Here is a 23267-nt window from a genome sequence, read left to right on the forward strand (position 1 = left end):
GGCCCTCCGGCGGGGCGGGAATCGTTTGATTCTTTCTACGAAGCCGCTTCGGACGCGTCGTCGGGCGTTTGGCTGCTTTCCACAAACGCTTGCGCGATCGACTGTGAGGTTGCCTCAATCTGCCACGCCCGTGCGCCGTGCCGAGCGAGCGCCTCGGCGATCGAGTCGGGAGTGATCTCCGCGGGCGGTGCCCACGCCACACGGCGCAGCGTGTCGGGGGTGAGCAGGTTCTCCAACGGGAGCGAGAGCTCCTCGGCGACGGTCGTCAGAGCGGCGCGTGCGGCCTTGAGCCGGGCGTCGGCCTCCGGGTTGCGGTCGGCCCACGCCCGCGGCGGCGGCAGGGTCTCGCCGGTGCCGCGCAGCACGGGGAGGTCCTCGGTCGTGCGACCGGCCTCGATGGCCGCCCACCAGCGGTCGAGTTCGGTGCGGCTCGCGCGGCCGGTGAACTCGCGCATCGCGGCCAGAGCGCGCTTGCTGTCCGGCATCGCCTTGGCGGCGGCCGTGAGCGAGGCGTCGGGGACGAGCCGGCCCGGCGCCACATCGAGCTGGCGCGCGAGGGCGTCGCGGCTCGTCCAGAGCTCGCGGGCGACGGCGAGGTTGCGGATGCCGCGGATCGAGTGGATGCCGGACAGCCGCCTCCACGGTTCGCTGCGCTGCACGGCGAGCTCCCGCGTCAGCTCGTCGGCGAACTCCTGCCGGGCGATCTCGATCTTGCCCGCCTCGTCCAGGAGGCCGGCGATCGCGTCACGGAGGTCGGGGAGGAGCTCCACGTCGAGCGCGGCGTAGTCGAGCCAGGGCTCCGGAAGCGGGCGCGTCGACCAGTCGGCCGCGCTGTGCTCCTTGGCGAGGTGGATGTCGAGCAGCTCCTCCACCACGGTGCCGAGTCCGACGCGCGGCATCCCGAGCAGCCGGGCGGCGAGCTCGGTGTCGAAGATGCTGACAGGGTCGAGTCCCACCTCGCGCAGGCAGGTCAGGTCCTGCGTGGCGGCGTGCAGCACCCACTCGTCGCTCGCGATGGCCTCGTTCAGCTCGTCGAAACGGCCGATCGCGGGCGGGTCGAACAGGAACGTCCCCGAGCCGCGCCGGAACATCTGGATGAGGTAGGCGCGCTGCGAGTAGCGGAAGCCGCTCGCACGCTCGGCGTCGACAGCGATCGGCCCGTGTCCTGCGACGAGCAGGTCGACTGCCGCGCGGTAGCCGTCGCGGGTGTCGATGACGGTGTGTTCAGCCACGCGGTGACCGTCTCGTGTTCAGCAGGCTCACGCCCTCTCCTGTCGGCGGGAGGCCTGCCAGCATGCAGAGCAGCTCGCCCCAGCCTTCGACGTGCGCGGCGAGGTCGGTCTCCAACGGGCTCCAGGAGGCCCGGAGCTCGATCTGGGCGCCGTCGCCCTGGCTGGCGAGCTCGCCGAAGCCGGTGGAGATGATCTTGGTCGCGGTGCCGCTGGCCGCGGTATAGCTCGCGTGCCGGGCGTCGAGCGCGTCGACGAGCCACGACCAGGTGACGTCGGCGAGGAACGGGTCGAGTCCGATATCGGTCTCCAGCGGCGCCTGCGCGAAGCAGACGACGCGGAACGGTCCTCCCCATGCCTCGGGCTCGTCGGGGTCGTAGAGCAGGATGAAGCGTCCGGTTCCGAGGTCGGAGTCGTCTCCGTGCCGAGCCGGGCGCACATCGGCGGCCAGCGCCACGGAGAAGGGTGCGAGCTGCGCCGGCGCGGGGATCTCCGTGACCACGAGCTCCGGGCGTGCGTGAGCGCTGCGGATCGATTGCAGCGCTGCCCGGTACTCCGCCGGAAGGTGCGGCTCCCCGGGCTGGTGCGGGGTCGAGGTTGGTGTCGACACGCTACGAACACTAGAAGCCTTTGGGGGCTCGCATCGGTAAGGCACGCCGCCTGGGGATGTCCTGAAGACACGCGTCGGCGGCCCCGGCTACGCTGTGGCCCATGGCGGCGACCAGCAGCGGATCCGGCGGACACAGCGCGTTCGGCAAGGCAGTCGGCGTCACGGCCGCGATCGCCGGGGGGCTCGTGCTCCTGACAGCGGCCGGCGCCGGGTACGCGATGGCTCGCGTCGCCCGTACCGTCATCACCCCGGTGCGCCGGCGTCCGCTGCGGGAGGTCGTCCGCGCCGTCGATCTGGCAGCCGGCACGATCACCCTGCGGGACACCCCGGACGCCGCGATGCCGGGCCGCTTCGGGATCTGGTTCGGCTCCGAGTCCGGGTACGCCAAGCTCGGCGGCCTCCTGGAGCGCCGCGACGGGGAGGTCGTCCGCGAGCTCGAACGGGTCGAGTTCGGCGACCTCGGCCCCGGCCGGGCGCGGATCAGCGGCTACTACTACCTCGACCCGGAGGAGCTCGGCCTGCCGGTCGAGAGCGTCGGGATCGAGACCGACCTCGGAGCGGCGCCGGCGTGGGTGTTCCCCGCGGCCGACGACGCGGGCCCGGGCCGCTGGGTCATCCAGGTGCACGGCTGGGGCGCCACCCGCCAGGAAGGCCTGCGCGCGGTGCGCACCTTCCACGACGCCGGCTACACCTGCCTGCTCGCCTCGTACCGCAACGACGGCGACGCGCCGGCGAGCGCCGACCGCCGCTACGGTCTCGGCGGCACGGAGTGGCGCGACATCGATGCCGCCATCCGCTACGCGGCCTCCCAGGGGGCGCGCTCGATCGTGCTGATGGGCTGGTCGATGGGCGGAGCGGTCGTGCTGCAGACCGTGACCCGCTCCCAGAACCTCGGGCTCGTGACCGGCCTCGTGCTCGAGTCGCCGGTGATCGACTGGGTCGACACACTGGAGTACCAGGCCAACCTGCTGCGCCTCCCCGACCCCATCGCGCGCGGTGCGATCCGGCTGATCGAGGCCGACTGGAGCGGCCCGATCACGGGCCTCGGCGCCCCGATCGACCTGCGCAGCATGGACTTCGTCGCGCGTGCCGCCGACCTCAGCCTCCCGATGCTGGTGCTCCACAGCGAAGACGACGCGTTCGTGCCCGACTCCGGCTCGCGGGCACTCGCGAAGGCGCGGAGCGACATCGTCACGTTCGTGCCATTCACCGTCGCGCTGCACACCAAGCTCTGGAACTACGACGAAGCGAAGTGGACCTCGGCGATCCGGGAGTGGCTGGAGGCGCAGGGATTGGAGGCGCAGCAGCCGGAGGCGGACCGGCCGCAGGCCGAAGGCCCTGACGCGTGAGCGCCCCGCACCGGCCGGTCGTCCCTCCCGCGGCCCGGCCGGGCGACCGCATCGCCGTCGTCTCGCCGTCGTTCGCCGCCCCCGGCCGCTGGCCGGCTGTGCACGAGCAGGCGATGCGCAGGCTTCACGAGCTGACCGGCCTCGTGCCGGTGGAGTACCCGACCACACGACAGGTCGGCGCCTCGCCCGAGGAGCGCGCGCGAGACCTCAACGCCGCCTTCGCGGATCCGGACATCCGGGCGCTCATCGTGACGCTCGGCGGCGACGACCAGCTCCGCGTGATCCCGCACCTCGACCGGGAGGCCGTGCTGGCCGACCCGAAGCCGTTCCTCGGCTACAGCGACAACACGAACCTCCTCAACTGGCTGTGGGGCACCGGCGTCGGCGCGTTCTACGGCGGCAGCACGCAGGTGCAGCTCGGCCCCGGCCCGCACGTCCACGACATCCACGTGCGGTCACTGCGCGCGGCGCTGCTCGGCGGCGGTCCGCTCGAGCTCACCGACCCGGGGGACTCGGAGGACTTCGGCGTCGACTGGGGCGACCCGCGTGCGCTCGCCGAGACCGGCGAGCGCGAGCCGACGGAGGGCTTCTCCTGGGCCGGCCCCGCTCGCAGCGTCACCGGGGCCACCTGGGGCGGCTGCCTGGAGGTCATCGACTGGATTCTGCTCGCCGACCGCTTCCCGTTCCCGCCGTCGGCGCTGGAGGGTGCCGTGCTCCTGCTGGAGACCAGCGAGCTGACGCCGCCCGCGCACTGGGTGCGCTACACGCTCCGTGCCTTGGGCGAGCGCGGCCTCCTCGCCCCGCTCGCGGGCGTCCTGGCCGCGCGACCGCCGGTGAGCACGTTCGAGCACCGACCGGATGCGACCGAGCGGGAGCGGCTGCGCGCGGCCCAGCGCGACGCGGTGATCGAGACGGTCGCCGAATACAACCCCGACGCGGTCGTCTGCGTCGGCGTGCCGTTCGGACACACCTCGCCGCAGTGGATCGTGCCGTACGGCGGCAGGATCACGCTGGACGGCGTGCGCAGGCGCGTGTTCGCCGACTACGGGAAGCCCTAGGCGGCCACCTTCGCCCGCACCTGCCGCTTGGTGCGTCCCAGCAGCGCCGACATCCCGCGGATGCGCAGCGGCGAGACCGCCTGGGTCAGGCCGAGCGTGTTCGGGAAGTCGTCGGGCACCGCGAGCACCTCCTCTGCCGTGAGCCCCGCGAGGCCCTGCACCAGGATCGAGGCGAAACCGCGCGTGGTCGGGGCCTCCTTGGGGGCGGTGGCGTAGAGGTGCACGACGTTCGCGTCGTCCACCTCGACGAAGATGAACACCGGAGCCTGGCACTCCTCGACGCGTTCGAGGAGGTCGGGGTGGTCGCGGTAGCGCTCCGGGAGCTCGGGCAGCTCATCGGAGAACTCCAGGAGCAGCTGGAGGCGGTCGTTCTGCTCCAGCGCTTGGAAGTCGTCGCGGATCTCGGCGAGCGTGCCGGTGAGGGCGGTCATCCTTCAAGGCTACCTTCGCCGGAGGACCGCACGGTCAGAGCGCCGGAACCTCACCCGGCTGCGTGCCTGTCACGATCGGCACCCGCACCGCAGAGCCCCACTCGGTCCACGAGCCGTCGTAGTTGCGCACGTTCTCGAAGCCGAGCAGGTGGGTGAGCACGAACCAGGTGTGGCTGGAGCGCTCGCCGATGCGGCAGTACGCCACGACCTCGTCGCCGGGCTTCAGGCCGGCATCGCCCAGGTAGACGGCCTCCAGATCGGCACGTCGCTTGAACGTCGCGTCCGGCGCGGCGGCGCGCGCCCACGGCACGGACGCCGCGGACGGGATGTGGCCGGCCCGGAGCGCGCCCTCTGTCGGGTAGCCGGGGATCTCGGTGCGCTCGCCGCTGTACTCCTCGGGCGAGCGGACGTCGATCAGCGCCCCTCCACCCGAACGGACGAGCCTGAGGTGGGCGAGCACGTCCTCCTTGAAGGCGCGGATGGTGTGGTCGTCGCGCTCGACGACCGGGTATTCCACCGCCGCGGGAGACGGGACCTCGCGCGTGGTCTCCCGGCCTTCCGCGATCCACTTGTCGCGGCCGCCGTCGAGCAGGCGGACGTCCTCGTGGCCGAAGAGGGTGAACACCCACAGCGCGTAGGCCGCCCACCAGTTGTTCTTGTCGCCGTAGATGACGACGGTGGTGTCGCGGGCGATGCCCTTGGAGCCGAGCAGCTCGGCGAAACGCTCCGGGCTCACGTAGTCGCGCACGACCGGGTCGTTGAGGTCGGTGTGCCAGTCGATCTTGACCGCGCCGGGGATGTGGCCGGTGTCATAGAGGAGCACGTCCTCGTCGGATTCCACGACGACCAGTCCGGGTTCGCCGAGGTGCTCCGCGAGCCAGCCGGTGCTGACCAGGCGTTCGGGGTGGGCGTAGCCGGCGAAGTCGGGCGACGGGTCGGTGGCGATGGCCATGCTGCTGATCCTTACGGCTTAGGCTGGAACCCTGCGATTTCGCGGGGCGCGACCTCCAGGCTACGCGGCGTGCCGCACCCGCAGGACGCCCCGTCAACACTTCGACACAAAAACGACGACACAGCCACGACGACCGAAGGTGCACACCCCGCCATGACGTTCGAGACGACCGGAGCCCTGCCCCGCCTCGCTGACCGCTCGCCGCAGATCACCGGCGCCGAGATCGCCGCGAGCCTGGTGCCGCCGTCGCAGTTCGAGCACGCGACCTTCGACTCGTATCGTCCCGACCACGACTACCCCTCGCAGTCCGAGGCCGTCGCCACGCTCAAGCTGTTCGCCAAGTCGTGGGAGCCGCAGCGGCCCGCCGGGCTGTTCAGCCGCAGCCGAAAGAAGGTGGAGGCCATGAAGCCGGGCGTCTACCTCGACGGCGGCTTCGGCGTCGGCAAGACCCACCTCCTCGCCGCCCTGTGGCACGAGGCCCCCGGGCCCAAGTACTTCGGCACGTTCATCGAGTACACCGCCCTCGTCGGCGCACTCGGCTACGCGGGTGCGGTGCAGTTGCTGAAGGGCTCCACGCTGATCTGCATCGACGAGTTCGAGCTCGACGACCCGGGCGACACGATGATGATGACCCGGATGCTGGGCGAGCTGGTGGCCTCCGGAACCCGCATCGCCGCCACCAGCAACACCCCGCCGAACGCGCTCGGCGAGGGCCGGTTCGCCGCGAGCGACTTCCTGCGGGAGATCCAGTCGCTGTCGGCCAACTTCCAGACCCTCCGCATCGACGGCCTCGACTACCGTCGCCGCGACACGACCGGGTCCGCCATCACGGTCGACGCCGGCGAGTACGACCGGGTGCTGACCGCGCTCGCCGACCGCGGCGAGACCGTTACCAGCGACACCTTCGACGCGCTCATCGCGCACCTGGCGACGGTGCACCCCTCGCGCTACATCAAGATGCTCGACGGCGTCGACGTCATCGGCCTGGCCGACGTCCACGTGCTCCACGACCAGATGGCGGCGCTGCGCCTGGTCGCGTTCATCGACCGCGTCTACGACGCCGAGATCCCGGTCGTGCAGACCGGCACGCCGCTGAACGACGTCTTCGACGACGAGATGCTCGGCGGCGGCTACCGCAAGAAGTACCTCCGCTCGGTCTCGCGCATGATCGCGCTGACCGCGGGGGAGCTGCCGCCGCACGACGAGTGACGCGGCATCTTCCTCTCCTCGGCGGATTCGTGGAGGCACGAAACAGACTGTTTACACAGCACAGGATCGCGTAACACCGACGAAACACCAGCATCCCGCACCCGAAACCTCCCGCGATCAGACTGGCTCCACCCCGAAGCGCCCGGCTCGGCTCCGATGAGCTCGAACCCACCCCCAGGGCGTCGCACAGAGAGGTAGAGATCCGGCATGGTGTTGCACACAGCAGCGGACTACGCAGCCACAGGTACCGTCAATTCCCTGTGGCTGCTCGTGGCCGCAGCACTCGTTCTTCTGATGACGCCCGGCGTCGCGTTCTTCTACGGCGGCATGGTCCGCGCCAAGAGCGTGGTGTCGATGATGATGATGAGCTTCGGCGCGATGGCCATCGTCGGCGTGCTCTGGGTCGTCTACGGCTACGGCCTGGCCTTCGGCACTCCGCTCATCCCGCACGTCCTCGGCACTCCCGACCTGTTCCTGTCCAGCCTGATGGGCAAAGACGGCATGACACCCGACCTCGGAGGCCTCGCCTTCGCGGGCTTCCAGGCCACCTTCGCCATCATCACGGTGGCGCTGATCTCCGGTGCCATCGCCGACCGGGCGAAGTTCGGCTCGTGGATGGTCTTCGCCGGGGTCTGGGTGACGGTCGTCTACTTCCCGGTCGCGTTTTGGGTGTTCAACCTGTCGCAGGGCTGGATCGTCTCGATCCTCCACGTGAACGACTTCGCCGGCGGCACGGCGGTGCACATCAACGCCGGTGCGGCGGGCCTCGCCCTGGCCCTGGTGCTCGGCAAGCGCGTCGGGTTCTCGAAGGGCATGAGCAAGCCGCACAACGTGCCGCTGACGCTTCTCGGCGCCGCGCTGCTGTGGTTCGGCTGGTTCGGCTTCAACGCCGGCTCGGAGGCCGCGGTCGACGGTGTCGCCGCGATCGCCTGGATCAACACCCTGGCCGCCCCCGCCGCCGCGACCATCGGCTGGCTGATCGTGGAGAAGATCAAGGACGGCAAGCCCACCTCGATCGGCGCCGCCTCCGGCGCGGTCGCGGGCCTGGTCGCGATCACCCCGGCCTGTAACATCCTGACCCCGGGCTTCGCCATCCTGCTCGGCCTGGTCGCCGGCGCCGTCTGCGCGGTCGCCATCGACCTGAAGTTCAAGCTCGGCTTCGACGACTCCCTCGACGTGGTCGGCATCCACCTCATCGGCGGTCTCGTCGGCACCCTGTGGATCGGCTTCTTCGGCTTCACCCACATCGACGGCGACGCCACCAAGCCGTTCTCGAGCCTCTGGTACGGCGGCAGCTGGGTGCAGCTGGGTGCCCAGGCACTCGGCGCCTTCAGCGTCCTGATCTACTCGTTCGTCCTGGCCTACGCCATCGGCTGGGTCATCCAGAAGACCATGGGCTTCCGGATCAAGAACGAGGACGAGCTGGCCGGCGTCGACACCGTCGTGCACGGCGAGGAGGGCTACTCGCTCGAGACGGTCTGACCGCTCGGCTCGACACAGCACCTGGCACACGGACGGGGTGCCGCCTTCGGGCGGTGCCCCGTCCGTCGTTCGCGCGGCCCGGTCTGGAGGCCGGGCTAGGCGGGAGGCGACGGCTAGGGTAAGGGAGTCACGGAGGACGAAGGAGCGGGATGGTCGCGACGAGCGAGCAGGTGGACGCGCTGCTGCTGTTCGTCTGCGGAGCCCTCACGCTGCTCATCCCGTCGGGTCTGGCCTTCTTCGTCGGCGGTCTCGGCGGCCGGTCCGCGGCCTCCCGGGCGCTGTTGTTCGCCCTCACCGGCACGGCGGCGACCGTCCTGCTCGGGATCCTCGGCGGCTACGGGATGCTCGCTGGAGCCCCGTGGATCGCCCACGTCGTCGGAGCGCCCTCGTTCGACCTCGCGACGGGTTTCGGGGCGGCAGGGCCGCACGGCGGCTCGCTCTACGAGATCGCGCGTGCGGGCGCCCTGCTGGCCGCCTGCGCGGTGTCCGTCTCGATCGTGGGCGTCGCCGTCGCCTCCCGGATCACTCTGCGCGCGTGGCTCGTGTTCGCCGCACTCTGGTCCGTGCTCGTGCTGTACCCGGTGGGCTACGCCGTCTTCGCCCTCGACGACGGCTGGGCGACGGGTGTGCTGGGCGTCATCGACTTCGGAGGAGCGCTGCCGATCGGGGTGGCCGCGGGTGCCTCCGCGGCCGGCGTGATCCTCGCCTGCGGGCGCGGCGAGCACCGGCCGCCGGGGGAGCGCAGCTTCGGCGCGATCGCACTCGGAGGCGCACTCGTCTGGGTCGGCTGGCTCGGACTCACCACCGGATCGGAGGGCGCGGTCGACGCGTACACGGGGCTCATCGCGATGAACTCGTTCCTCGCGTCGGCGGGAGGCTGCCTCGCGTGGATGGCTGTCGACCGTGTGCTGCTGCGGCGTCCGACGACGACGAGCGCACTGTGCGGGGCGTTCTCCGGGCTGGTGGCGATCACGCCGGCATCGGGCGTCCTGACCCTCGGCTGGTCGCTGCTGCTGGGCGTGGTCGCCGCGCTCGCTTGCGCGACGATGGTCGATCTCGCCTCTCGGGCCCGGTTCGGGGCCTCCATGGCGCTGATCGTGATCGTCACGGTGGCGAGCCTGGTCGGCCTGCTCTACATCGGGCTCTTCGCCCATGGCGGGGGCATGGTCGACAGCGGCAACTTCGACTTGTTCACCGCCCAGGGCATCGCCGGCTTCTCGGTGCTCATCGGGTCGTTCGTGGTCTCGCTCTGCCTCGCGCTCGCGCTGCGTTTCACGATGGGGCTCACACGGGTCCGCTATCGTGCAGGGAGTGAGCCGATTCCTGACCGCGATCTCCAGACTGTTCCGCCCGGGGGCGGCGAAGGACGCGGGGGCGGCGAAGACCACTGAACCGGGGCGCACCGGCGTCAACGCCACCATGGAGGTCGATCCCCACCGCCTCTCGCGGATCCGCACCTCGTACAGCCCGCGCGTCGACGGCGACCCCGACCCGGGTGAGATCGTCTGGACCTGGGTCCCCTACGAAGAGCGGGACGGCCGCGGCAAGGATCGCCCGGTGCTGGTCGTGGCCTCCGAACGGAGCGACTCGGTGATCGCGGTCGCCCTGACCAGCCAGGCCCATCCGGGGAGGCCCGAGTACTTCGCGATCGGCTCCGGCTCCTGGGACGGCCAGGGGCGGCCCAGCTACGTCCGTCTCGACCGGGTCTTCCGCGTCCACAAGAACGGCATGCGCAGGGAGGCCGCCGCCCTGGACGCGCGACGGTACGACGCCGTACGCGCGGCGCTGCAGAGTCTCTACGGCTGGGCCTGACCCGCGCCTCCCGGTTGCATGACGAACGGTGAAGAGGACCTCCACGACCCCGCCCCCTCGTCACTACAGTGGCCGCATGCCTGACGACTGTTCGCGCCCCCTCGATTTCGAGACCCGCCAGATCCACGCGGGATCGGTCGTGGACGCCGAGACCCGCGCCCGCGTCACGCCCATCTACCAGACGGCCGGTTACGTCTTCGACGACTTCGACGACGGCGAGGACCGCTTCGCCGGGCGCAGCCGCTACCGCGCCTACTCGCGCAATGACAACCCCACGAACGCGGTCGCCGGCCGCCGCATCGCCGACCTGGAGGGCGGCGTCGACGGCATCGTCGTCTCCAGCGGTCAGGCCGCCATCGCCGCCGCGATCAACGCGCTCGCCGAGTCCGGTGACCACATCCTCGCCACGCGCTCGCTCTACGAGGGCACGCGCGAGATGTTCCGCGGCATCCTGCGGCGCCAGGGCATCGCTTTCGAGTACGTCGACGACGATGCGACCGACGAGGAGTGGGCGGCGCGGTTCCGGCCGAACACGAAGGCCGTGTACACCGAGACCCTGCCCAATCCGCTGAACCAGGTGGTCGACATCGCACGGCTGTCCGCCATCGCGCACGCGGCCGGAGTGCCGCTGGTGGTCGACAACACCGTGCCGACGCCCTACCTGTGGCGACCGATCGACGACGGTGCGGACATCGTCATCCACTCGACCTCCAAATGGCTGTCGGGCCACGGGTCGGTGATCGGCGGCGCCGTCGTCGACGCCGGCCGCTTCGACTGGAGCGCTCAGTCCGAACGGTTCCCGCAGCTGACCGAGCCTCCGCGCCCTGGTGCGGCCTCCTTCGTGGAGCGGTTCGGTGCGGGTGCGCTGCTCGCCTACCTGCGCACCGTCATCGTGCTGGAGTACGGGCCGACCGTGCCGCCGCTCAGCACGTTCCTGCTCCTGCACGGCATAGAGACCCTATCGGTGCGGATGGACCGGCACGTGCAGAACGCCCAGGCCGTCGCCGAGTGGCTGCAGGAGCGCCCGGAGGTCGCCCGGGTGCACTACCCGGGGCTTGAGGGCGATCCGTTCCACGACCTCGCGCTCCGGTACCTCCCCCGCGGCGCAGGCGCCATCGTCTCGATCGACCTTGCGGGCGGCAAGGAGGCCGCACGCCGCTTCCTGGACGCCCTGGAGCTGATCAGCCCGATGACGCACATCGGCGACGTCCGTACGCTCGCGATCCACTTGGGTAGCACGATCCACGCCAAGCTCACGGAGGCCGAGCGGCTGGAGGCCGGGATCACACCCGGCCTGGTCCGCCTCTCCATCGGCCTCGAGAGCCCCCGCGACCTCTTCGCCGACCTGACCCGTGCCCTGGGCGCCGCCGCAGGTTAACCCGCGAGGGCGGGGGAGCGGACGACGGCGATGGTGTGTGCGATGCGGCGCACGGCCTCCACGACCGTGCTCGGGTCGCAGGCGAGGTTGATGCGGGCGAAGCCGCGGCCCTGCTCGCCGAACGCCAGCCCCGAGTTGAGCGCCACCCGGCCGACCTCGATGAGCGTGCGGGCCGGATCGTCGCCGAGCCCGGCGGCGCGGAAGTCGAGCCAGGCGAGGTAGCCGGCGTCGGGGCGTACGACGGCGACGCCCGGCGCATGGAGGGCGAGTTCGGCCTCCAGGAGGCGGACGTTCGCCACGAGCTGGTCGAGCAGCCCGTCGCGCCACCGCAGACAGGCGAGAGCAGCGACGTTCGCGTGCAGGCCGAGGATGCTCGTGCGAGCGGCGAGCTCCTCCGGCAGCCGCTCGAGCAGGGCGGCGGTCGCGGGCTCGGCTGCGACGATGACCGCGCACTTGAGGCCGGCGAGATTCCAGGCCTTGCTGGCGGAGGTCACGGTGACGGAGCGTGCCCCCGCGGCGCGGGCGACGGGAGCGAACGGGGTGAAGCGGGTGCCCGGGTGGGCGAGCGGGGCGTGCACTTCGTCGCTGACGACGAAGACTCCGTACCGGGCGGCGAGACGCGCGAGCGCCTCCAGTGTGCGACGACTGTGACATCGGCCCGTCGGGTTCTGCGGGTTGCAGAGCAGCAGTGCGTCGACCCCTGCGGCGAAGGCGGCCTCCAGCCCGTCGAGATCGAGCGCCCAGCCGGCGTCCTCGAGCAGCGGAACCGTGACAGCGACGGCGTCGGCCTCCTCGATCATCTCGAAGAACGGCGGGTACACCGGAGGCGTGAGCACGACCCGGCCGCCGGACTCCGGCAGCACCAGCCGCAGCGTCTCCACGACGCCGACGGTCACGTCGGTGGCCAGGTGCACCCACTCCGGGTCGACGCCCCACGCCCAGGAGCTCCAGGCGAAGTCGGCGAACGCCGGCGCGAGCGGCCCGGCCGAGTCGAGGTAACCGGTGTCGGAGTTGCGGAGGGTGTCCGCGACCCGATCGAGGATGGCCGGCTCCACGTCGAAGTCCATCTCGGCGACGAACACCGGCAGCACGTCGGCCGGATACCGGCGCCACTTGATGCTCGACCTGGACGCGAAGAGCTGCTCCAGGGGGCGTGCCGGCGTGAAGCTCATTGGGAAAGGGTGCCGCACGGCGGGCGGGCGCGCGAGCGCGGGCGTCACGGAACGTAAAAAGGGCCTCCGATCCATCGGAGGCCCTTCTGCGCGGTGGGCGATACCAGACTCGAACTGATGACCTCTTCCGTGTGAAGGAAGCGCGCTACCAACTGCGCCAATCGCCCGTTGCTGCGGCCGGACGGTTCCGGCTGCGAGACTCGATACTAGCCGACCCCGCACCCCGAATGCACATCGGGGCGGCGCACCGGGCGTTGCGCGTCGCGACACACCCGGCGCGCGCGGCCGGTTTTGTCATCGGAGCGGGGATCGGCTAAAGTCATTCAAGTGCCACGGGAGACCGGGGTGCGAAATGCGGATGTAGCGCAGTTGGTAGCGCATCACCTTGCCAAGGTGAGGGTCGCGAGTTCGAGTCTCGTCATCCGCTCGAGTCGGCCTGGTTTCCTCGGATTCCGGGCCTCTCGAATACGGTACGGTTCTTCCGTGTTGTGGCTTCGGTGGATTGGCCGAGAGGCGAGGCAGCGGCCTGCAAAGCCGTATACACGGGTTCGAATCCCGTATCCACCTCGATCCTGATGCGTTCAGGCTCGGGCGATTGGCGCAGCGGTAGCGCGCTTCCCTGACACGGAAGAGGTCACTGGTTCGATCCCAGTATCGCCCACCACAGAGAAACCCCCGGAATTCCGGGGGTTTCGTCGTTTTGCTCATCCCGAGCCGCAGCTCGCCGACACGTCATCACCCAGGGTTGCCCCGAGGACGGCCTCGCCGGTGAAGGACCCGAGCGGACCCTCGGCGAATCGGATCACATCGTGACCACCGCGAACGACCACCTCGTACTCTCCCGCGGAGAAGGCGTCATAGCCATCCACCGGCAGCGGGTTGCCGCAAAGCGCCACTGGGCGGAACAACAGTCCGTCCTGCTCGAGGATGTCGAGACTGCGATGGTGCCACGTGAACGTCCGGACCGCGACGTTGTGTCCGGGAACGTCGAGTCGCTGGTATGAGTCCACCGTGGCGAACGCCGCCACGAGCATGAGCGCGTACGCGAGTGGCACCGCTGCCGCGAGCAGCAGCCCCGCGATCAGCCGCACGAGATACCGCCAGAGCGGCTGTCGCAGCCGACTCGCCAGGACGGCCGTCTGGATGAGGGCGACGACGGCGCTTCCCGCGGCGAGGATGATGAGCAGCAGTCCGAGCTGAGAGCCATCGAGCGTTCCCACCAGCAGTACGTCAGGCCTCCCTGAGTCGGCTGCGAAGAGCCAGACGCCTGCGGTGGCGAGCAGCATGAACAGCCCGCCGGGCATCCACTTCAGAACCGTTCGCCAACGCACGCTTCCACCTTGACGCCGGTGAACGGCTGGATGCGTCGCCCGAACGACGGATACGTCTCGCCCATGAGGAGGATCCCCGGGGTGGGCGGAAAGGGGATCAGCCGAGCGAAGTGAAATGGACGGTCGACCCGGCCGAATCGCAAGTGAAGTGACAGAGGACCACAGCTCCGAAGCCATTGGCCGGCTCGGCGTTCGGCACCCAGACGACCGCGAAAAGTGCCGCAAGGATCACCGCGCCGACCACGCCGAGCGCGATGAAGGTCGCCCACTGCGGCCGCACCGCGACAGCGATGATGACAAGGGCGACCGGGATCCAGCCGATCGCGATGAACACGCCGAGCATGAGCATCCGCGTCACGAAGTTCCACTGGGTGAAGAGGTGGGCGTCGGCGGCCGCCATGAGCGCCAGGCCATACTCCGACACCGTCATTCGAGCCCCCCGATCGTTGATTCTGGCTACCGCTTGACTTCGTCCGGACTTCACGGCAAGGTCCCGCCGCGCTTGTCAGGGAGGTCCGGTGTGGCGGCTGGTGACCAGGGTCACGATCCGGCCGTCATCGCCGGAGTGGGAACAATGATGCGCCCGTCGTCTGGACCGCCCACTTGGATCTGTCCGTCCGCGCCGATCAGAATCTCGCGGCTCCACTGGTCTGGCATCGGACACGGTGACCCCTTCTGCCCGGGCACGACTTCGAGCGCCACCTGCGCAGTCTCAATCGTCGTGCCCGTCCCGTCGGCCAGTGTGACCACGAGGTCGTGCTTGGTTGTGAGGTCCGCGTTGCGGGGGACCAGGACCTCGAACGACACTCTGGTTCCGTCATCATCGTCACAGGCGCCCGCGTAGCAGGCGTGAACGGTGCCCCCAGCATGCAGCCGGAGCCAGATCGACGCATCGACACTGACGTGAGGCGGGCGGATGTCGGGCATGGCGCACACGGCGAACAGTGGGGCGCATCCCGCGAGCAGCGTTGCAGCCAAGACGCCGACCACCACTGCTACTCCTCGCCGCAGCCACGTCATGGCCTCAGCCCGACGTCACATCTCGACCGTGCTGGGGTCGGCTTCGGATGGCGTCGGCGTCAGCAGCCGGCCGACGTACGCCATGACCACGGACGCCCCGATGAGCGCGACACCGAGCGGCGTCATGACCTGGCCGATCACGCGGATCACCAGATCGAGCACGAGGAGGAGCCCCTGGTCGACACCCGTCGCCGAACTCGGTTGCTGAACGGCCGTGTAGGCGAGTTGCGGCAGGAACAGGGTCACGAGAATTCCGGCGATGGCGAGGCCGATGCCCCACCACAGCACCACTTTCGGTCGCAGTTTCGACTCCATGACGGACATCCCCCTCGTCGCCGTTGGTCACGATGCTAGCGGGCCAGCTGCATCGCGTGTCTAGGCCGCCGCTGCTGAGACCGCCTCAACCGCGACGCGGAGAACCGCTCGGAATAGTGCGGATGCGCTCGCTGTTCGCCTCACAGGCTGCGCGACCTGATCGCCGCGGCTCGGCCCGACTGGCCGTATCGCATCCGTGAACCGAAAGGCATGCCCTCGATGGATCTGTTCTCTCCCGTCTCGCTCGGAGACCTCCACCTTCCCAACCGCGTCGTGATGGCGCCGCTCACCCGCACGCGATCGGGCGAGGCCGGCATCCCGGGGCCCATGGTGGCGGAACACTACGCGCAGCGGGCGAGCGTGGGTCTGATCATCTCCGAGGGCACCTACCCGAGTCACGAGTCCCGTGCGTACCCCGGCCAGCCCGGCATCGTCACGGATGAGCAGATCGCCGGCTGGCGCGCCGTGGCCGACGCAGTGCACGCCAAGGGCGGCCGCATCGTCCTGCAGCTCATGCACAGCGGGCGCGTGTCGCACCAGCAGATCAACGGAACGGATCGTGTCGTCGCCCCGAGCGCCGTCGCGATCAACGGTGAGGCGCGCACCGCAGCAGGCAAGGTCGCCTACCCGGTGCCGCACGCGCTCACCTCCGAAGAGCTCGCGACCGTGCGCGACGAGTTCGTCGCAGCGGCGAAGAATGCCATCGTCGCCGGCCTCGACGGCGTGGAGGTGCACGGCGCCAACGGCTACCTGCTGCACCAGTTCCTCTCGCCGGTGTCCAACGTCCGCGACGACCAGTACGGCGGAACCCCCGAGGCGCGCGCCCGCTTCGTCGTCGAGGTGACCACAGCGATCGCGGAGGCCGTGGGCGCCGGGCGAGTGGGCATCCGCCTGTCGCCGATGCACAACATCCAGGATGTCTTCGAGACCGACCCTGCCGATGCCACCGCGACCTACGAGGCCGTGGTCGACGGACTGGCGCCGCTCGGCCTCGCCTACGTGAGCGTGCTGCACAGCGACCCGGCCGGCGCACTCGTCCAGGACCTCCGCGAGCGCTTCGGCGGCCCGTTCATCGTGAACAGCGGATTCGGGGCGGTCACCACGCGCGACGAGGCGATCGCGCTGGTCGAGGACGCGCACGCGGACGCGGTGGCCGTCGGCCGCCTCGCCATCGCGAACCCGGACCTCGTCGAGCGCTGGAAGGGCGAGCACCCGGAGAACCAGCCCGACGCGGCTACGTTCTACGGGTCGGGCGCCGAGGGCTACACGGACTATCCGCGCCTGAGCGCGTAGTGGATGGGCGGCTTCGCGGCTGCGCCGCTACACTGCCGACGGGCAGCGCCACTCCCGTGGCCCGCGTTCGCGGGTATCGGTCGACGGGACTTCCGCCGATAGCCTGACGTGGCGCCGCCGCGGCGCTGTTGACCGAGAGGTACTCTGTGGGATCACGTCTGCGTCGCCTGCTTGTCGGATTCGTGGTGGCGATCGCCATGGTCGCGGGAGGGGGGATGCTGGCATCGCCGGCTCTCGCCGATTCGATTCCAACGGCCTTTTCAGCCTCGTCGATCACCATCGATTGCGGAAGCCTGCAGCCCGGCTACTACAGCACGGCGCATCTCACGACATCACTCAGTTCGCTCGCGCCTGACACCGGCTACACGATCGAAGTCACCGTGCCGCAGCAATCGCCTCCCACGGGGCCCTATGGGTCGCTCACCGCGACGACCGATTCGAACGGCCAGGCGACGGTGGACACCACGCTCACTGGGCAGTTTCAGTCCGGGGCAGCGTATGAGTTGACTGCGTGGCAAGCGAACGCTATTCAGGGCGTGGGCTACGTGACTGCCAGCTCGTGTGCCAGTCCCGTGCGGGTGTCGGGGACGCCGACCGCCGCACTCGACTGTCCCCTGCGTTATCTGACCCCACAGGGCGAGAGCTCATCCGCTATCGACTTCACAGCCGATCTGAGCGGACTCGTACCAGGCCAGACCTATCCCATCAACATCTCGGGCGCGACGACGAGTGGAGCCTATGGAGTGCCGACGGCGCGGGCAGACGGGACCATCGCGTTCGAACAGACGTCGACGAATTACCGCTTCTTGGCGAACGACACGTACAACTGGTATGTCGGGGCTCCGGGCCAAGCGGGCACACTGGCGAGCGGTACGTTCTCGACGACGGCTGACCCGTGCCCGCGGATCACGACAGCCCGGAAGCGCGCTGCCCAGATGCACGACTCGGACATCACCGGCGACGGATACGCCGACCTCCTGGCGATCGACATCGCCGGCCGTCTTCTCCTGTACCAGAACGGCATCAACTCGAACCCGGGCCGGGTTCCGTTCTCGACGAGCCGCAGTATCGGCACCGGCTGGAGCGCGGCTTACGGGATGCGGAACGTCACGATGGGAGACCTCTCGGGCGACGGGGTGGCCGACCTGGTCGCCATCCGCTCCGACGGTGCATTGGTCGCCTATTACAACAACATCGGGAGCTCGCCGGCCAAGCTCCCGTTCTCGTCCGGTACGACGATCGGCTCCGGGTGGCAGTCGTTCACCTCGATCGCGGTCGGCGACGTCGACGGGGACGGCTACGCCGACGTCGTTGCCGAACGTTCCGACGGCACCCGCTGGTTCTACAAGAACCGGATAGCGACCGACCCGCTGCATCGTCCGTTCAGTTCGGGTGCGCAACTGCCTGCCGATGGGGTAGCCCAGGATCTGAACGGGCACGGTCCCGCCCTCGCCGACCTCAATGCCGACGGCTACGCCGACCTCACCCCGGGCGGATACAGCCTCGATCTCAACCGCACACCCGCGGGCAACCCGACTCCCTTCCCGACTTCGATTCCCATCGTGCAACCCAGCAGTATGGCCCCGGCACTGGACGGCTGGTCTGTCGGCGACTACGAAGGGCGAGGCTCGTCCGGCATCGTGGCTGCGGACCCGGGTCGGAGCGGCCAGCTTCTCTATCTCAAGAATCCCCTGGATCCGAATGCGCAGCCTACGGTGATCGGGTCCGGCTGGTGGTCGGCGGCCTACACCTTGGTGCCGTGACGCCGGACGTCCTGCCGCCTCGCTCGCGCCGACTAGAGTTGATCCATCCCATTGGAATACGACTCATAGGAGTGGACAGGTGGCCGACGGCTTCGAGCTCTTCACCGACCGTTCCGTTGTCGCGATGCGCGTCAACGGTGAGCTGAAGGACCTCGCGACGACCGTCACGACCACCGACACCGTCGAGCCGGTCACGATCGACTCGCCCGACGGGCTCAACATCCTCCGCCACTCCACGGCGCACGTGCTCGCGCAGGCCGTCCAGGCCGTGAACCCGGAGGCGAAGCTCGGCATCGGGCCGCCCATCACCGACGGCTTCTACTACGACTTCGACGTCGCCGAGCCGTTCACGCCGGAGGACCTCAAGGCGCTCGACAAAGAGATGTCGCGGATCGTGCGAGCGGGCCAGCGGTTCGTCCGCCGGGTCGTGACCGATGACGAGGCGCGTGCCGAGCTCGCGGGCGAGCCCTACAAGCTCGAGCTCATCGGGCTGAAGGGTGGAGCGGCCGAGGGCGGCGACGAGTCCGTGGAGGTCGGCTCGGGCGAGCTGACCATCTACGACAACGTCGACCCCAAGAGCGGTGAAACGGTCTGGAAGGACCTCTGCCGCGGCCCGCACCTCCCGAACACGCGCATGATCGGCAACGGCTGGGCGCTCACCCGTGTGGCTGCGGCCTACTGGCGCGGCTCGGAGAAGAACCCGCAGCTGCAGCGCATCTACGGCACGGCGTGGCCGAGCAAGGACGAGCTGCGGGCCTACCAGACCCGCATGGAGGAGGCCGCCAAGCGCGACCACCGCAAGCTGGGCGCCGAGCTCGACCTGTTCAGCTTCCCAGAGGAGATCGGCTCGGGCCTCGCGGTGTTCCACCCCAAGGGTGGGATCATCCGCAAGGAGATCGAGGACTACATGCGCGAGCGGCTGATCGCGAACGGCTACGAGGTCGTGAACACCCCGCACATCACCAAGGCGCATCTCTTCGAGACCAGCCAGCACCTCAACTGGTACAAAGACGGCATGTTCCCGCCGATGCACCTCGACGAGGAACGCGACGCGGACGGCAACATCACCCGGCAGGGGCAGGACTACTACCTCAAGCCGATGAACTGCCCGATGCACAACCTGATCTTCCGTGCGCGCGGCCGCAGCTACCGGGAGTTGCCGCTGCGGCTCGCGGAGTTCGGCACGGTCTACCGCTACGAGAAGTCGGGAACGCTCTCCGGCCTGACCCGCGTGCGCGGCCTCACCCAGGACGACGCGCACATCTACGTGACCGACGACCAGATCAAGGACGAGGTCGGGCGCCAGCTCGAGTTCGTGCTCGAGACGCTGCGCGGCTACGGCCTCCACGACTTCTACCTCGAGCTCTCCACGAAGGACCCGGAGAAGTACGTCGGCAGCGACGAGAGCTGGGAGACGGCGACCGAGACCCTCCGTCAGGTGGCGATCGAATCGGGCCTCGAGCTCGTCGACGACCCGGCGGGCGCTGCGTTCTACGGCCCCAAGATCTCGGTGCAGGCGCGCGACGCGATCGGTCGCACCTGGCAGCTCTCGACGGTGCAGCTGGACTTCAACCAGCCGGAGCTGTTCGAGCTGGAGTACAACGCGGCCGACGGCACCCGCAAGCAGCCGGCGATGATCCACCGGGCCCTGCTCGGCTCTATCGAGCGGTTCTTCGCGATCCTGCTGGAGCACTACGCGGGAGCGTTCCCGGTCTGGCTGTCGCCGGTCCAGGTGGTGGGCATCCCGGTGGCCGACGCCTACGGGCCGTTCCTCGACGACGTCATCGCGCGGCTGAAGGCCCGCGGGGTGCGGGCGGAGGTCGACCACTCCGACGACCGCATGCAGAAGAAGATCCGCACCCACACCAAGGCCAAGGTGCCGTTCCAGCTCATCGTCGGCGAGGAGGACGCGACCGCCGGAACGGTCAGCTTCCGCTTCCGCGACGGCACGCAGCTCAACGGCGTGACGGTCGACGACGCCATCGAGCGGATCGTCGCGAGCATCGGCAGCCACGAGCTGGTCGATACGGCATGGCAGGGCTGAGCGACACCCGCGGCGTCGACGCGGACGGGACCGACGGCCCCGTCCGCGTCGACGACCCGTCGTACCTGGTCGGTGTGCCTGACGAGTTCCAGCGGCTGTGGACGCCGCACCGGATGGTCTACATCCAGCAGGGCGACCCCGGCCACGAAGGCTGCCCGTTCTGCGTGGCGCCGACGCTGAGCGACGAGGACGCCCTGATCGTGACGCGCGGGAAGTACGCGTACGCGCTGCTCAACCTGTTCCCGTACAACAGCGGCCACCTGCTGGTGTGCCCGTACCGCCACATCGCCCTCTACGACGACGCCACCCCGGAGGAGGTCGCCGAGATCGGCAGCATCACCCAGACGGCGATGCGCGTCATCCGCGAGGTGTCCAGGAACGACGGCTTCAACATCGGCATGAACCAGGGATCGGTGGCCGGTGCCGGGATCGCGGCGCACCTCCACCAGCACATCGTGCCGCGCTGGGCGCAGGACGCGAACTTCTTCCCGATCATCGCCCGCACCAAGGCGCTCCCGCAGCTCCTCGGCGAGGTGCGCACCGCGCTCGCGGACGCCTGGCCCAAGAGCGACGACTAATACCGATCGGACGGGCGCTCAGCGCACCTGCGTGACCGTGAACTGCTCGCGCGGGCTCGCGTAGGACTCCTGCGACTCGACCAGCTGAAGCTCGCGTTCGCCCGACTGCAGCGTGCGGTCGAGGAGGTCGTACACGCTCGACACAGTCTTGCTCAGCGCGCTCGCAGCGTCGCCCGAGGCCACATAGTGGGCGGTGAACAGGGCCGCTGTGACATCGCCGGAGCCGTTCGCCTTCAGCGGCAGGCGCGGCGTCTGCACGATCCACGCGCCGGCGTCGTCGACCGCGAGCATCTCGATGGTGTCCTCCGGCTGGTCGGGTCGCTCGACGCTCGTGACGAGGACGGTGCGCGGGCCCATCGCCCGTGCGGCGTCGACGGACGCGAGGGTGGACTCCAGGTCGGCGGGCTCGGTGCCGGTGAGGTAGCCGAGCTCGAACTGGTTCGGCGTGATGATGTCGGCCACCGGCACGACCCGATCGCGCAGGAGGTCGGGGATCGCCGGTGCCACGAAGCAGCCCGACTTCGCGTTGCCCATCACCGGGTCGCACGCGTAGACGGCGTTCGGGTTGGCGGCCTTGACGCGGGCGACCGCGTCGACGATCACGTCGCCGATGCCCTCGCTGCCCTGGTAGCCGGAGAGCACGGCGTCGATCTGCCCGAGGACACCGCGCTCCTCGATGCCGGTGATCACCTCGCGTACGTCATCGGGCGCGATGAGCGGACCGCGCCAGGCGCCATACCCCGTGTGGTTGGAGAAGTTCACCGTGTAGACGGGGAGCACCTCGACGCCGATGCGCTGCAGGGGGAAGACGGCGGCGCTGTTGCCGACATGACCGTAGGCGACAGCGGACTGGATCGAGAGGATCTTCATCCCTCGATCCTCTCATCCCGCGGGCACTGCCTTCGTCGGGTCAGGAGCGCCGGCCCGCGGCCTCCGTCACCTCCGCGAGATCGTCGAGCAGCCGGTCGGCCTCGTCCGCGGTGAGGTCGTGCACGGTCAGGCGCAGCTGCTGCGACGGCGCCCTCCGATCCCCGAGCACGAACTCGTCGCCGGTGCGGGCCAGCCAGCCGCGGCGCATCAGCCGATCGGCGACGAGTCTGGCCTCGACCGGCAGGTCGACCCAGAGGTTGAGCCCGTCGGCGGCCTCGGTCGGCAACCCGCGCTCGGTGAGCCGCGCCGCGAACAGCTCGTTGCGCTCTGCATAGTGGCGTCCTGCTTCCGCGATCTCGGCGAGGACGGACGCGTCGCTCAGCTGGGCCAGCACGAGCCGCTGGAGGATGTGGCTGACCCAGGTGGTGCCCGGGCTGAGCCGGAAAGCGAGCCGGTCCGCCGTCTCGGGGTCCGTCGCGGCGACGGCCAGGCACATGTCGGGGCCGAGGAACTTCGACACCGAGCGCACCAGCGCGAACCGCTGGTGCTCGGGACCGATCAGGGTCTCGTACGACCGTTGGGACAGCATCGAGAAGTGGTCGTCCTCGATCACGAGCACGTACGGATGATCGGCGAGGAGGGCGCGCAGCTCAGCCGCGCGGGCGGGGGAGAGCGTCGCTCCCGTCGGGTTCTGCGCCCGCGGCGTGCAGATGATCGCCCGGACGCCGGCATCGAGCGCCGCACGGAGGCCGTCGACGGTCATCCCCTCGGCATCGACAGGGACAGGCACCGCGCGGTAGCCGCCGTGCCGGACCGTGTGGATGCTGGCGAGGAAGCAGGGGTCTTCGAGGGCGACGGCGTCGTCGCGGAGGAGCGCCTGGGCGAGCAGTCGCTCGACCGCGTCGACGGCCCCGTTGGTCACGGTGATCCGCACGGCGTGCTCCGGGAGGTCCTCGCGGATCCAGGACAGCGCGCGCGCCTGCAGTGCGGGGTCGATCACGGGCTCGCCGTAGAGCACCGGCCGGCCGACGGCGCGGGCCAGCGCGGCGGAGAGATCCGGGATGCGACCGGGGTCGGGATTGCCCGTTCCGATGTCGCGCAGCACATTGTCGGCCGCGAAGCCCTCCTGGGCCACGGCCTCCACACCGGCGATCACCGTGCCGGCGCGCCCGCGCGCGACGACCACTCCGGCCTGCGCCAGCAGCCGGTAGGCGGCGACGGCCGTGTTGCGGTTGACCTGCAGCTGGGCGGCCAGCTCGCGTACCGGCGGCAGAGCGTCGCCCCGGCGTAGCGCCCCACGCTCGTGCAGCTCGCGGACGCTGGCGGCGATCTCCGCCGCCGTCGTGCCCGTGATGACCTGTTCGTCCAATT

Annotated in this window: 22 protein-coding genes and 4 tRNA genes; 14 read left to right on the forward strand and 12 right to left on the reverse strand. The window is 69.9% G+C overall.

What is annotated here, in order from left to right; translation table 11 throughout:
* Positions 1–35 precede the first annotated feature (35 nt).
* Both ASF88_RS06740 and ASF88_RS06745 read right to left on the reverse strand, forming a co-directional pair.
* Positions 36–1232 carry an HRDC domain-containing protein gene (locus ASF88_RS06740; protein ID WP_055915770.1) on the reverse strand — a complete coding sequence of 399 codons (1197 nt, stop codon included), beginning with the start codon at positions 1230–1232 and terminating at the stop codon, positions 36–38.
* Positions 1225–1839, reverse strand: coding sequence for a DUF3000 domain-containing protein (locus tag ASF88_RS06745; RefSeq protein WP_055915772.1), 615 nt, complete (start codon positions 1837–1839; stop codon positions 1225–1227). Before ASF88_RS06745 ends, ASF88_RS06740 begins: the two co-directional genes overlap by 8 nt.
* A gap of 101 nt (positions 1840–1940) precedes the next feature.
* Between ASF88_RS06745 and ASF88_RS06750 the strand changes: the two genes are divergently transcribed.
* Both ASF88_RS06750 and ASF88_RS06755 read left to right on the forward strand, forming a co-directional pair.
* On the forward strand, positions 1941–3188 hold the full coding sequence (locus tag ASF88_RS06750; protein ID WP_055915774.1) for an alpha/beta hydrolase family protein: 1248 nt from the start codon (positions 1941–1943) through the stop codon (positions 3186–3188).
* Positions 3185–4246 (forward strand): S66 family peptidase, encoded by a 1062-nt coding sequence (locus ASF88_RS06755; protein ID WP_055915776.1) that lies wholly within the window; start codon positions 3185–3187, stop codon positions 4244–4246. Before ASF88_RS06750 ends, ASF88_RS06755 begins: the two co-directional genes overlap by 4 nt.
* Here the strand turns inward: ASF88_RS06755 and ASF88_RS06760 are convergent.
* Together ASF88_RS06760 and ASF88_RS06765 are read right to left on the reverse strand one after the other, a co-directional pair.
* A complete protein-coding gene (locus ASF88_RS06760; protein WP_055915778.1) occupies positions 4243–4677 on the reverse strand; it encodes a SufE family protein in 435 nt (144 codons plus the stop codon). The genes ASF88_RS06755 and ASF88_RS06760 overlap by 4 nt on opposite strands.
* A gap of 34 nt (positions 4678–4711) precedes the next feature.
* On the reverse strand, positions 4712–5629 hold the full coding sequence (locus ASF88_RS06765) for a sulfurtransferase (RefSeq protein WP_055915780.1): 918 nt from the start codon (positions 5627–5629) through the stop codon (positions 4712–4714).
* Positions 5630–5782: 153 nt separating this feature from the next.
* On the opposite strand from ASF88_RS06765, the gene zapE reads away from it, so the two are divergent.
* The 5 genes from zapE to ASF88_RS06790 all read left to right on the forward strand — a co-directional run bounded on the left by zapE (position 5783) and on the right by ASF88_RS06790 (position 11510).
* A complete protein-coding gene (gene zapE / locus ASF88_RS06770) occupies positions 5783–6838 on the forward strand; it encodes a cell division protein ZapE (protein ID WP_055915782.1) in 1056 nt (351 codons plus the stop codon).
* 207 nt (positions 6839–7045) lie between these two features.
* Positions 7046–8320: an ammonium transporter gene (locus ASF88_RS06775; RefSeq protein ID WP_055915784.1), complete on the forward strand. Its 1275-nt coding sequence runs from the start codon at positions 7046–7048 to the stop codon at positions 8318–8320.
* 149 nt (positions 8321–8469) lie between these two features.
* Positions 8470–9711 carry an ammonium transporter gene (locus ASF88_RS06780; protein WP_082518782.1) on the forward strand — a complete coding sequence of 414 codons (1242 nt, stop codon included), beginning with the start codon at positions 8470–8472 and terminating at the stop codon, positions 9709–9711.
* The gene (locus ASF88_RS20315; protein ID WP_235493308.1) at positions 9632–10132 is read left to right on the forward strand and encodes a type II toxin-antitoxin system PemK/MazF family toxin; all 501 of its coding nucleotides are present in this window, start codon (positions 9632–9634) and stop codon (positions 10130–10132) included. The genes ASF88_RS06780 and ASF88_RS20315 overlap by 80 nt, the downstream gene beginning before the upstream one ends.
* Before the next feature lie 76 nt (positions 10133–10208).
* A complete protein-coding gene (locus ASF88_RS06790; protein WP_055915786.1) occupies positions 10209–11510 on the forward strand; it encodes an O-acetylhomoserine aminocarboxypropyltransferase/cysteine synthase family protein in 1302 nt (433 codons plus the stop codon).
* Here the strand turns inward: ASF88_RS06790 and ASF88_RS06795 are convergent.
* Both ASF88_RS06795 and ASF88_RS06800 read right to left on the reverse strand, forming a co-directional pair.
* Positions 11507–12682 (reverse strand): MalY/PatB family protein, encoded by a 1176-nt coding sequence (locus tag ASF88_RS06795; RefSeq protein ID WP_055915788.1) that lies wholly within the window; start codon positions 12680–12682, stop codon positions 11507–11509. The genes ASF88_RS06790 and ASF88_RS06795 overlap by 4 nt on opposite strands.
* Before the next feature lie 94 nt (positions 12683–12776).
* A tRNA-Val gene (locus tag ASF88_RS06800) sits at positions 12777–12849 on the reverse strand.
* Positions 12850–13036: 187 nt separating this feature from the next.
* Between ASF88_RS06800 and ASF88_RS06805 the strand changes: the two genes are divergently transcribed.
* From ASF88_RS06805 to ASF88_RS06815, 3 genes are all read left to right on the forward strand, one after another.
* Positions 13037–13109 (forward strand) — tRNA-Gly (locus ASF88_RS06805).
* Between the two features lie 69 nt (positions 13110–13178).
* Positions 13179–13249: transfer RNA gene (locus tag ASF88_RS06810), tRNA-Cys, on the forward strand.
* A gap of 22 nt (positions 13250–13271) precedes the next feature.
* Positions 13272–13346 (forward strand) — tRNA-Val (locus tag ASF88_RS06815).
* A 40-nt stretch (positions 13347–13386) separates the two neighbouring features.
* Here ASF88_RS06815 and ASF88_RS06820 read toward each other — a convergent pair.
* The 4 genes from ASF88_RS06820 to ASF88_RS06835 all read right to left on the reverse strand — a co-directional run bounded on the left by ASF88_RS06820 (position 13387) and on the right by ASF88_RS06835 (position 15348).
* Positions 13387–14013, reverse strand: coding sequence for a hypothetical protein (locus tag ASF88_RS06820; RefSeq protein WP_235493310.1), 627 nt, complete (start codon positions 14011–14013; stop codon positions 13387–13389).
* Positions 14014–14110: 97 nt separating this feature from the next.
* A complete protein-coding gene (locus ASF88_RS06825; RefSeq protein WP_055915793.1) occupies positions 14111–14443 on the reverse strand; it encodes a hypothetical protein in 333 nt (110 codons plus the stop codon).
* Between the two features lie 110 nt (positions 14444–14553).
* On the reverse strand, positions 14554–15006 hold the full coding sequence (locus tag ASF88_RS06830; protein ID WP_235493312.1) for a hypothetical protein: 453 nt from the start codon (positions 15004–15006) through the stop codon (positions 14554–14556).
* Between the two features lie 42 nt (positions 15007–15048).
* On the reverse strand, positions 15049–15348 hold the full coding sequence (locus ASF88_RS06835; RefSeq protein ID WP_235493313.1) for a hypothetical protein: 300 nt from the start codon (positions 15346–15348) through the stop codon (positions 15049–15051).
* A gap of 219 nt (positions 15349–15567) precedes the next feature.
* Between ASF88_RS06835 and ASF88_RS06840 the strand changes: the two genes are divergently transcribed.
* The 4 genes from ASF88_RS06840 (at position 15568) to ASF88_RS06855 (ending at position 21026) form a co-directional block, all read left to right on the forward strand.
* On the forward strand, positions 15568–16641 hold the full coding sequence (locus tag ASF88_RS06840) for an alkene reductase (protein WP_055916807.1): 1074 nt from the start codon (positions 15568–15570) through the stop codon (positions 16639–16641).
* Positions 16642–16826: 185 nt separating this feature from the next.
* Positions 16827–18404 carry an FG-GAP repeat domain-containing protein gene (locus ASF88_RS20035; RefSeq protein ID WP_082518783.1) on the forward strand — a complete coding sequence of 526 codons (1578 nt, stop codon included), beginning with the start codon at positions 16827–16829 and terminating at the stop codon, positions 18402–18404.
* Between the two features lie 79 nt (positions 18405–18483).
* Entirely contained in the window at positions 18484–20448 is a 1965-nt protein-coding gene (thrS, locus tag ASF88_RS06850) for a threonine--tRNA ligase (RefSeq protein ID WP_055915801.1), read from the forward strand.
* On the forward strand, positions 20436–21026 hold the full coding sequence (locus tag ASF88_RS06855) for an HIT family protein (protein WP_055915803.1): 591 nt from the start codon (positions 20436–20438) through the stop codon (positions 21024–21026). The genes thrS and ASF88_RS06855 overlap by 13 nt, the downstream gene beginning before the upstream one ends.
* A gap of 18 nt (positions 21027–21044) precedes the next feature.
* On the opposite strand, the gene pdxY is transcribed toward ASF88_RS06855, so the two are convergent.
* Both pdxY and ASF88_RS06865 read right to left on the reverse strand, forming a co-directional pair.
* Positions 21045–21896: a pyridoxal kinase PdxY gene (gene pdxY / locus ASF88_RS06860; protein ID WP_055915804.1), complete on the reverse strand. Its 852-nt coding sequence runs from the start codon at positions 21894–21896 to the stop codon at positions 21045–21047.
* A gap of 40 nt (positions 21897–21936) precedes the next feature.
* Positions 21937–23265 (reverse strand): aminotransferase class I/II-fold pyridoxal phosphate-dependent enzyme, encoded by a 1329-nt coding sequence (locus tag ASF88_RS06865; RefSeq protein ID WP_055915806.1) that lies wholly within the window; start codon positions 23263–23265, stop codon positions 21937–21939.
* Positions 23266–23267: the final 2 nt, after the last annotated feature.

This window comes from Leifsonia sp. Leaf336, from assembly GCF_001423695.1.
Lineage (GTDB): Bacteria > Actinomycetota > Actinomycetes > Actinomycetales > Microbacteriaceae > Leifsonia.

Excerpts from the sequence above, each read along its gene's own strand:
- ASF88_RS06790 (WP_055915786.1), top strand. The coding sequence starts at position 10,209 with ATGCCTGACGACTGTTCGCGCCCCCTCGATTTCGAGACCCGCCAGATC.
- ASF88_RS06750 (WP_055915774.1), top strand. The coding sequence starts at position 1,941 with ATGGCGGCGACCAGCAGCGGATCCGGCGGACACAGCGCGTTCGGCAAG.
- ASF88_RS06760 (WP_055915778.1), bottom strand. The coding sequence starts at position 4,677 with ATGACCGCCCTCACCGGCACGCTCGCCGAGATCCGCGACGACTTCCAA.
- ASF88_RS06780 (WP_082518782.1), top strand. The coding sequence starts at position 8,470 with ATGGTCGCGACGAGCGAGCAGGTGGACGCGCTGCTGCTGTTCGTCTGC.
- ASF88_RS06775 (WP_055915784.1), top strand. The coding sequence starts at position 7,046 with ATGGTGTTGCACACAGCAGCGGACTACGCAGCCACAGGTACCGTCAAT.
- pdxY (WP_055915804.1), bottom strand. The coding sequence starts at position 21,896 with ATGAAGATCCTCTCGATCCAGTCCGCTGTCGCCTACGGTCATGTCGGC.
- ASF88_RS06825 (WP_055915793.1), bottom strand. The coding sequence starts at position 14,443 with ATGACGGTGTCGGAGTATGGCCTGGCGCTCATGGCGGCCGCCGACGCC.
- ASF88_RS06795 (WP_055915788.1), bottom strand. The coding sequence starts at position 12,682 with ATGAGCTTCACGCCGGCACGCCCCCTGGAGCAGCTCTTCGCGTCCAGG.
- ASF88_RS06835 (WP_235493313.1), bottom strand. The coding sequence starts at position 15,348 with ATGGAGTCGAAACTGCGACCGAAAGTGGTGCTGTGGTGGGGCATCGGC.
- ASF88_RS06765 (WP_055915780.1), bottom strand. The coding sequence starts at position 5,629 with ATGGCCATCGCCACCGACCCGTCGCCCGACTTCGCCGGCTACGCCCAC.
- ASF88_RS06855 (WP_055915803.1), top strand. The coding sequence starts at position 20,436 with ATGGCAGGGCTGAGCGACACCCGCGGCGTCGACGCGGACGGGACCGAC.
- ASF88_RS06840 (WP_055916807.1), top strand. The coding sequence starts at position 15,568 with ATGGATCTGTTCTCTCCCGTCTCGCTCGGAGACCTCCACCTTCCCAAC.
- zapE (WP_055915782.1), top strand. The coding sequence starts at position 5,783 with ATGACGTTCGAGACGACCGGAGCCCTGCCCCGCCTCGCTGACCGCTCG.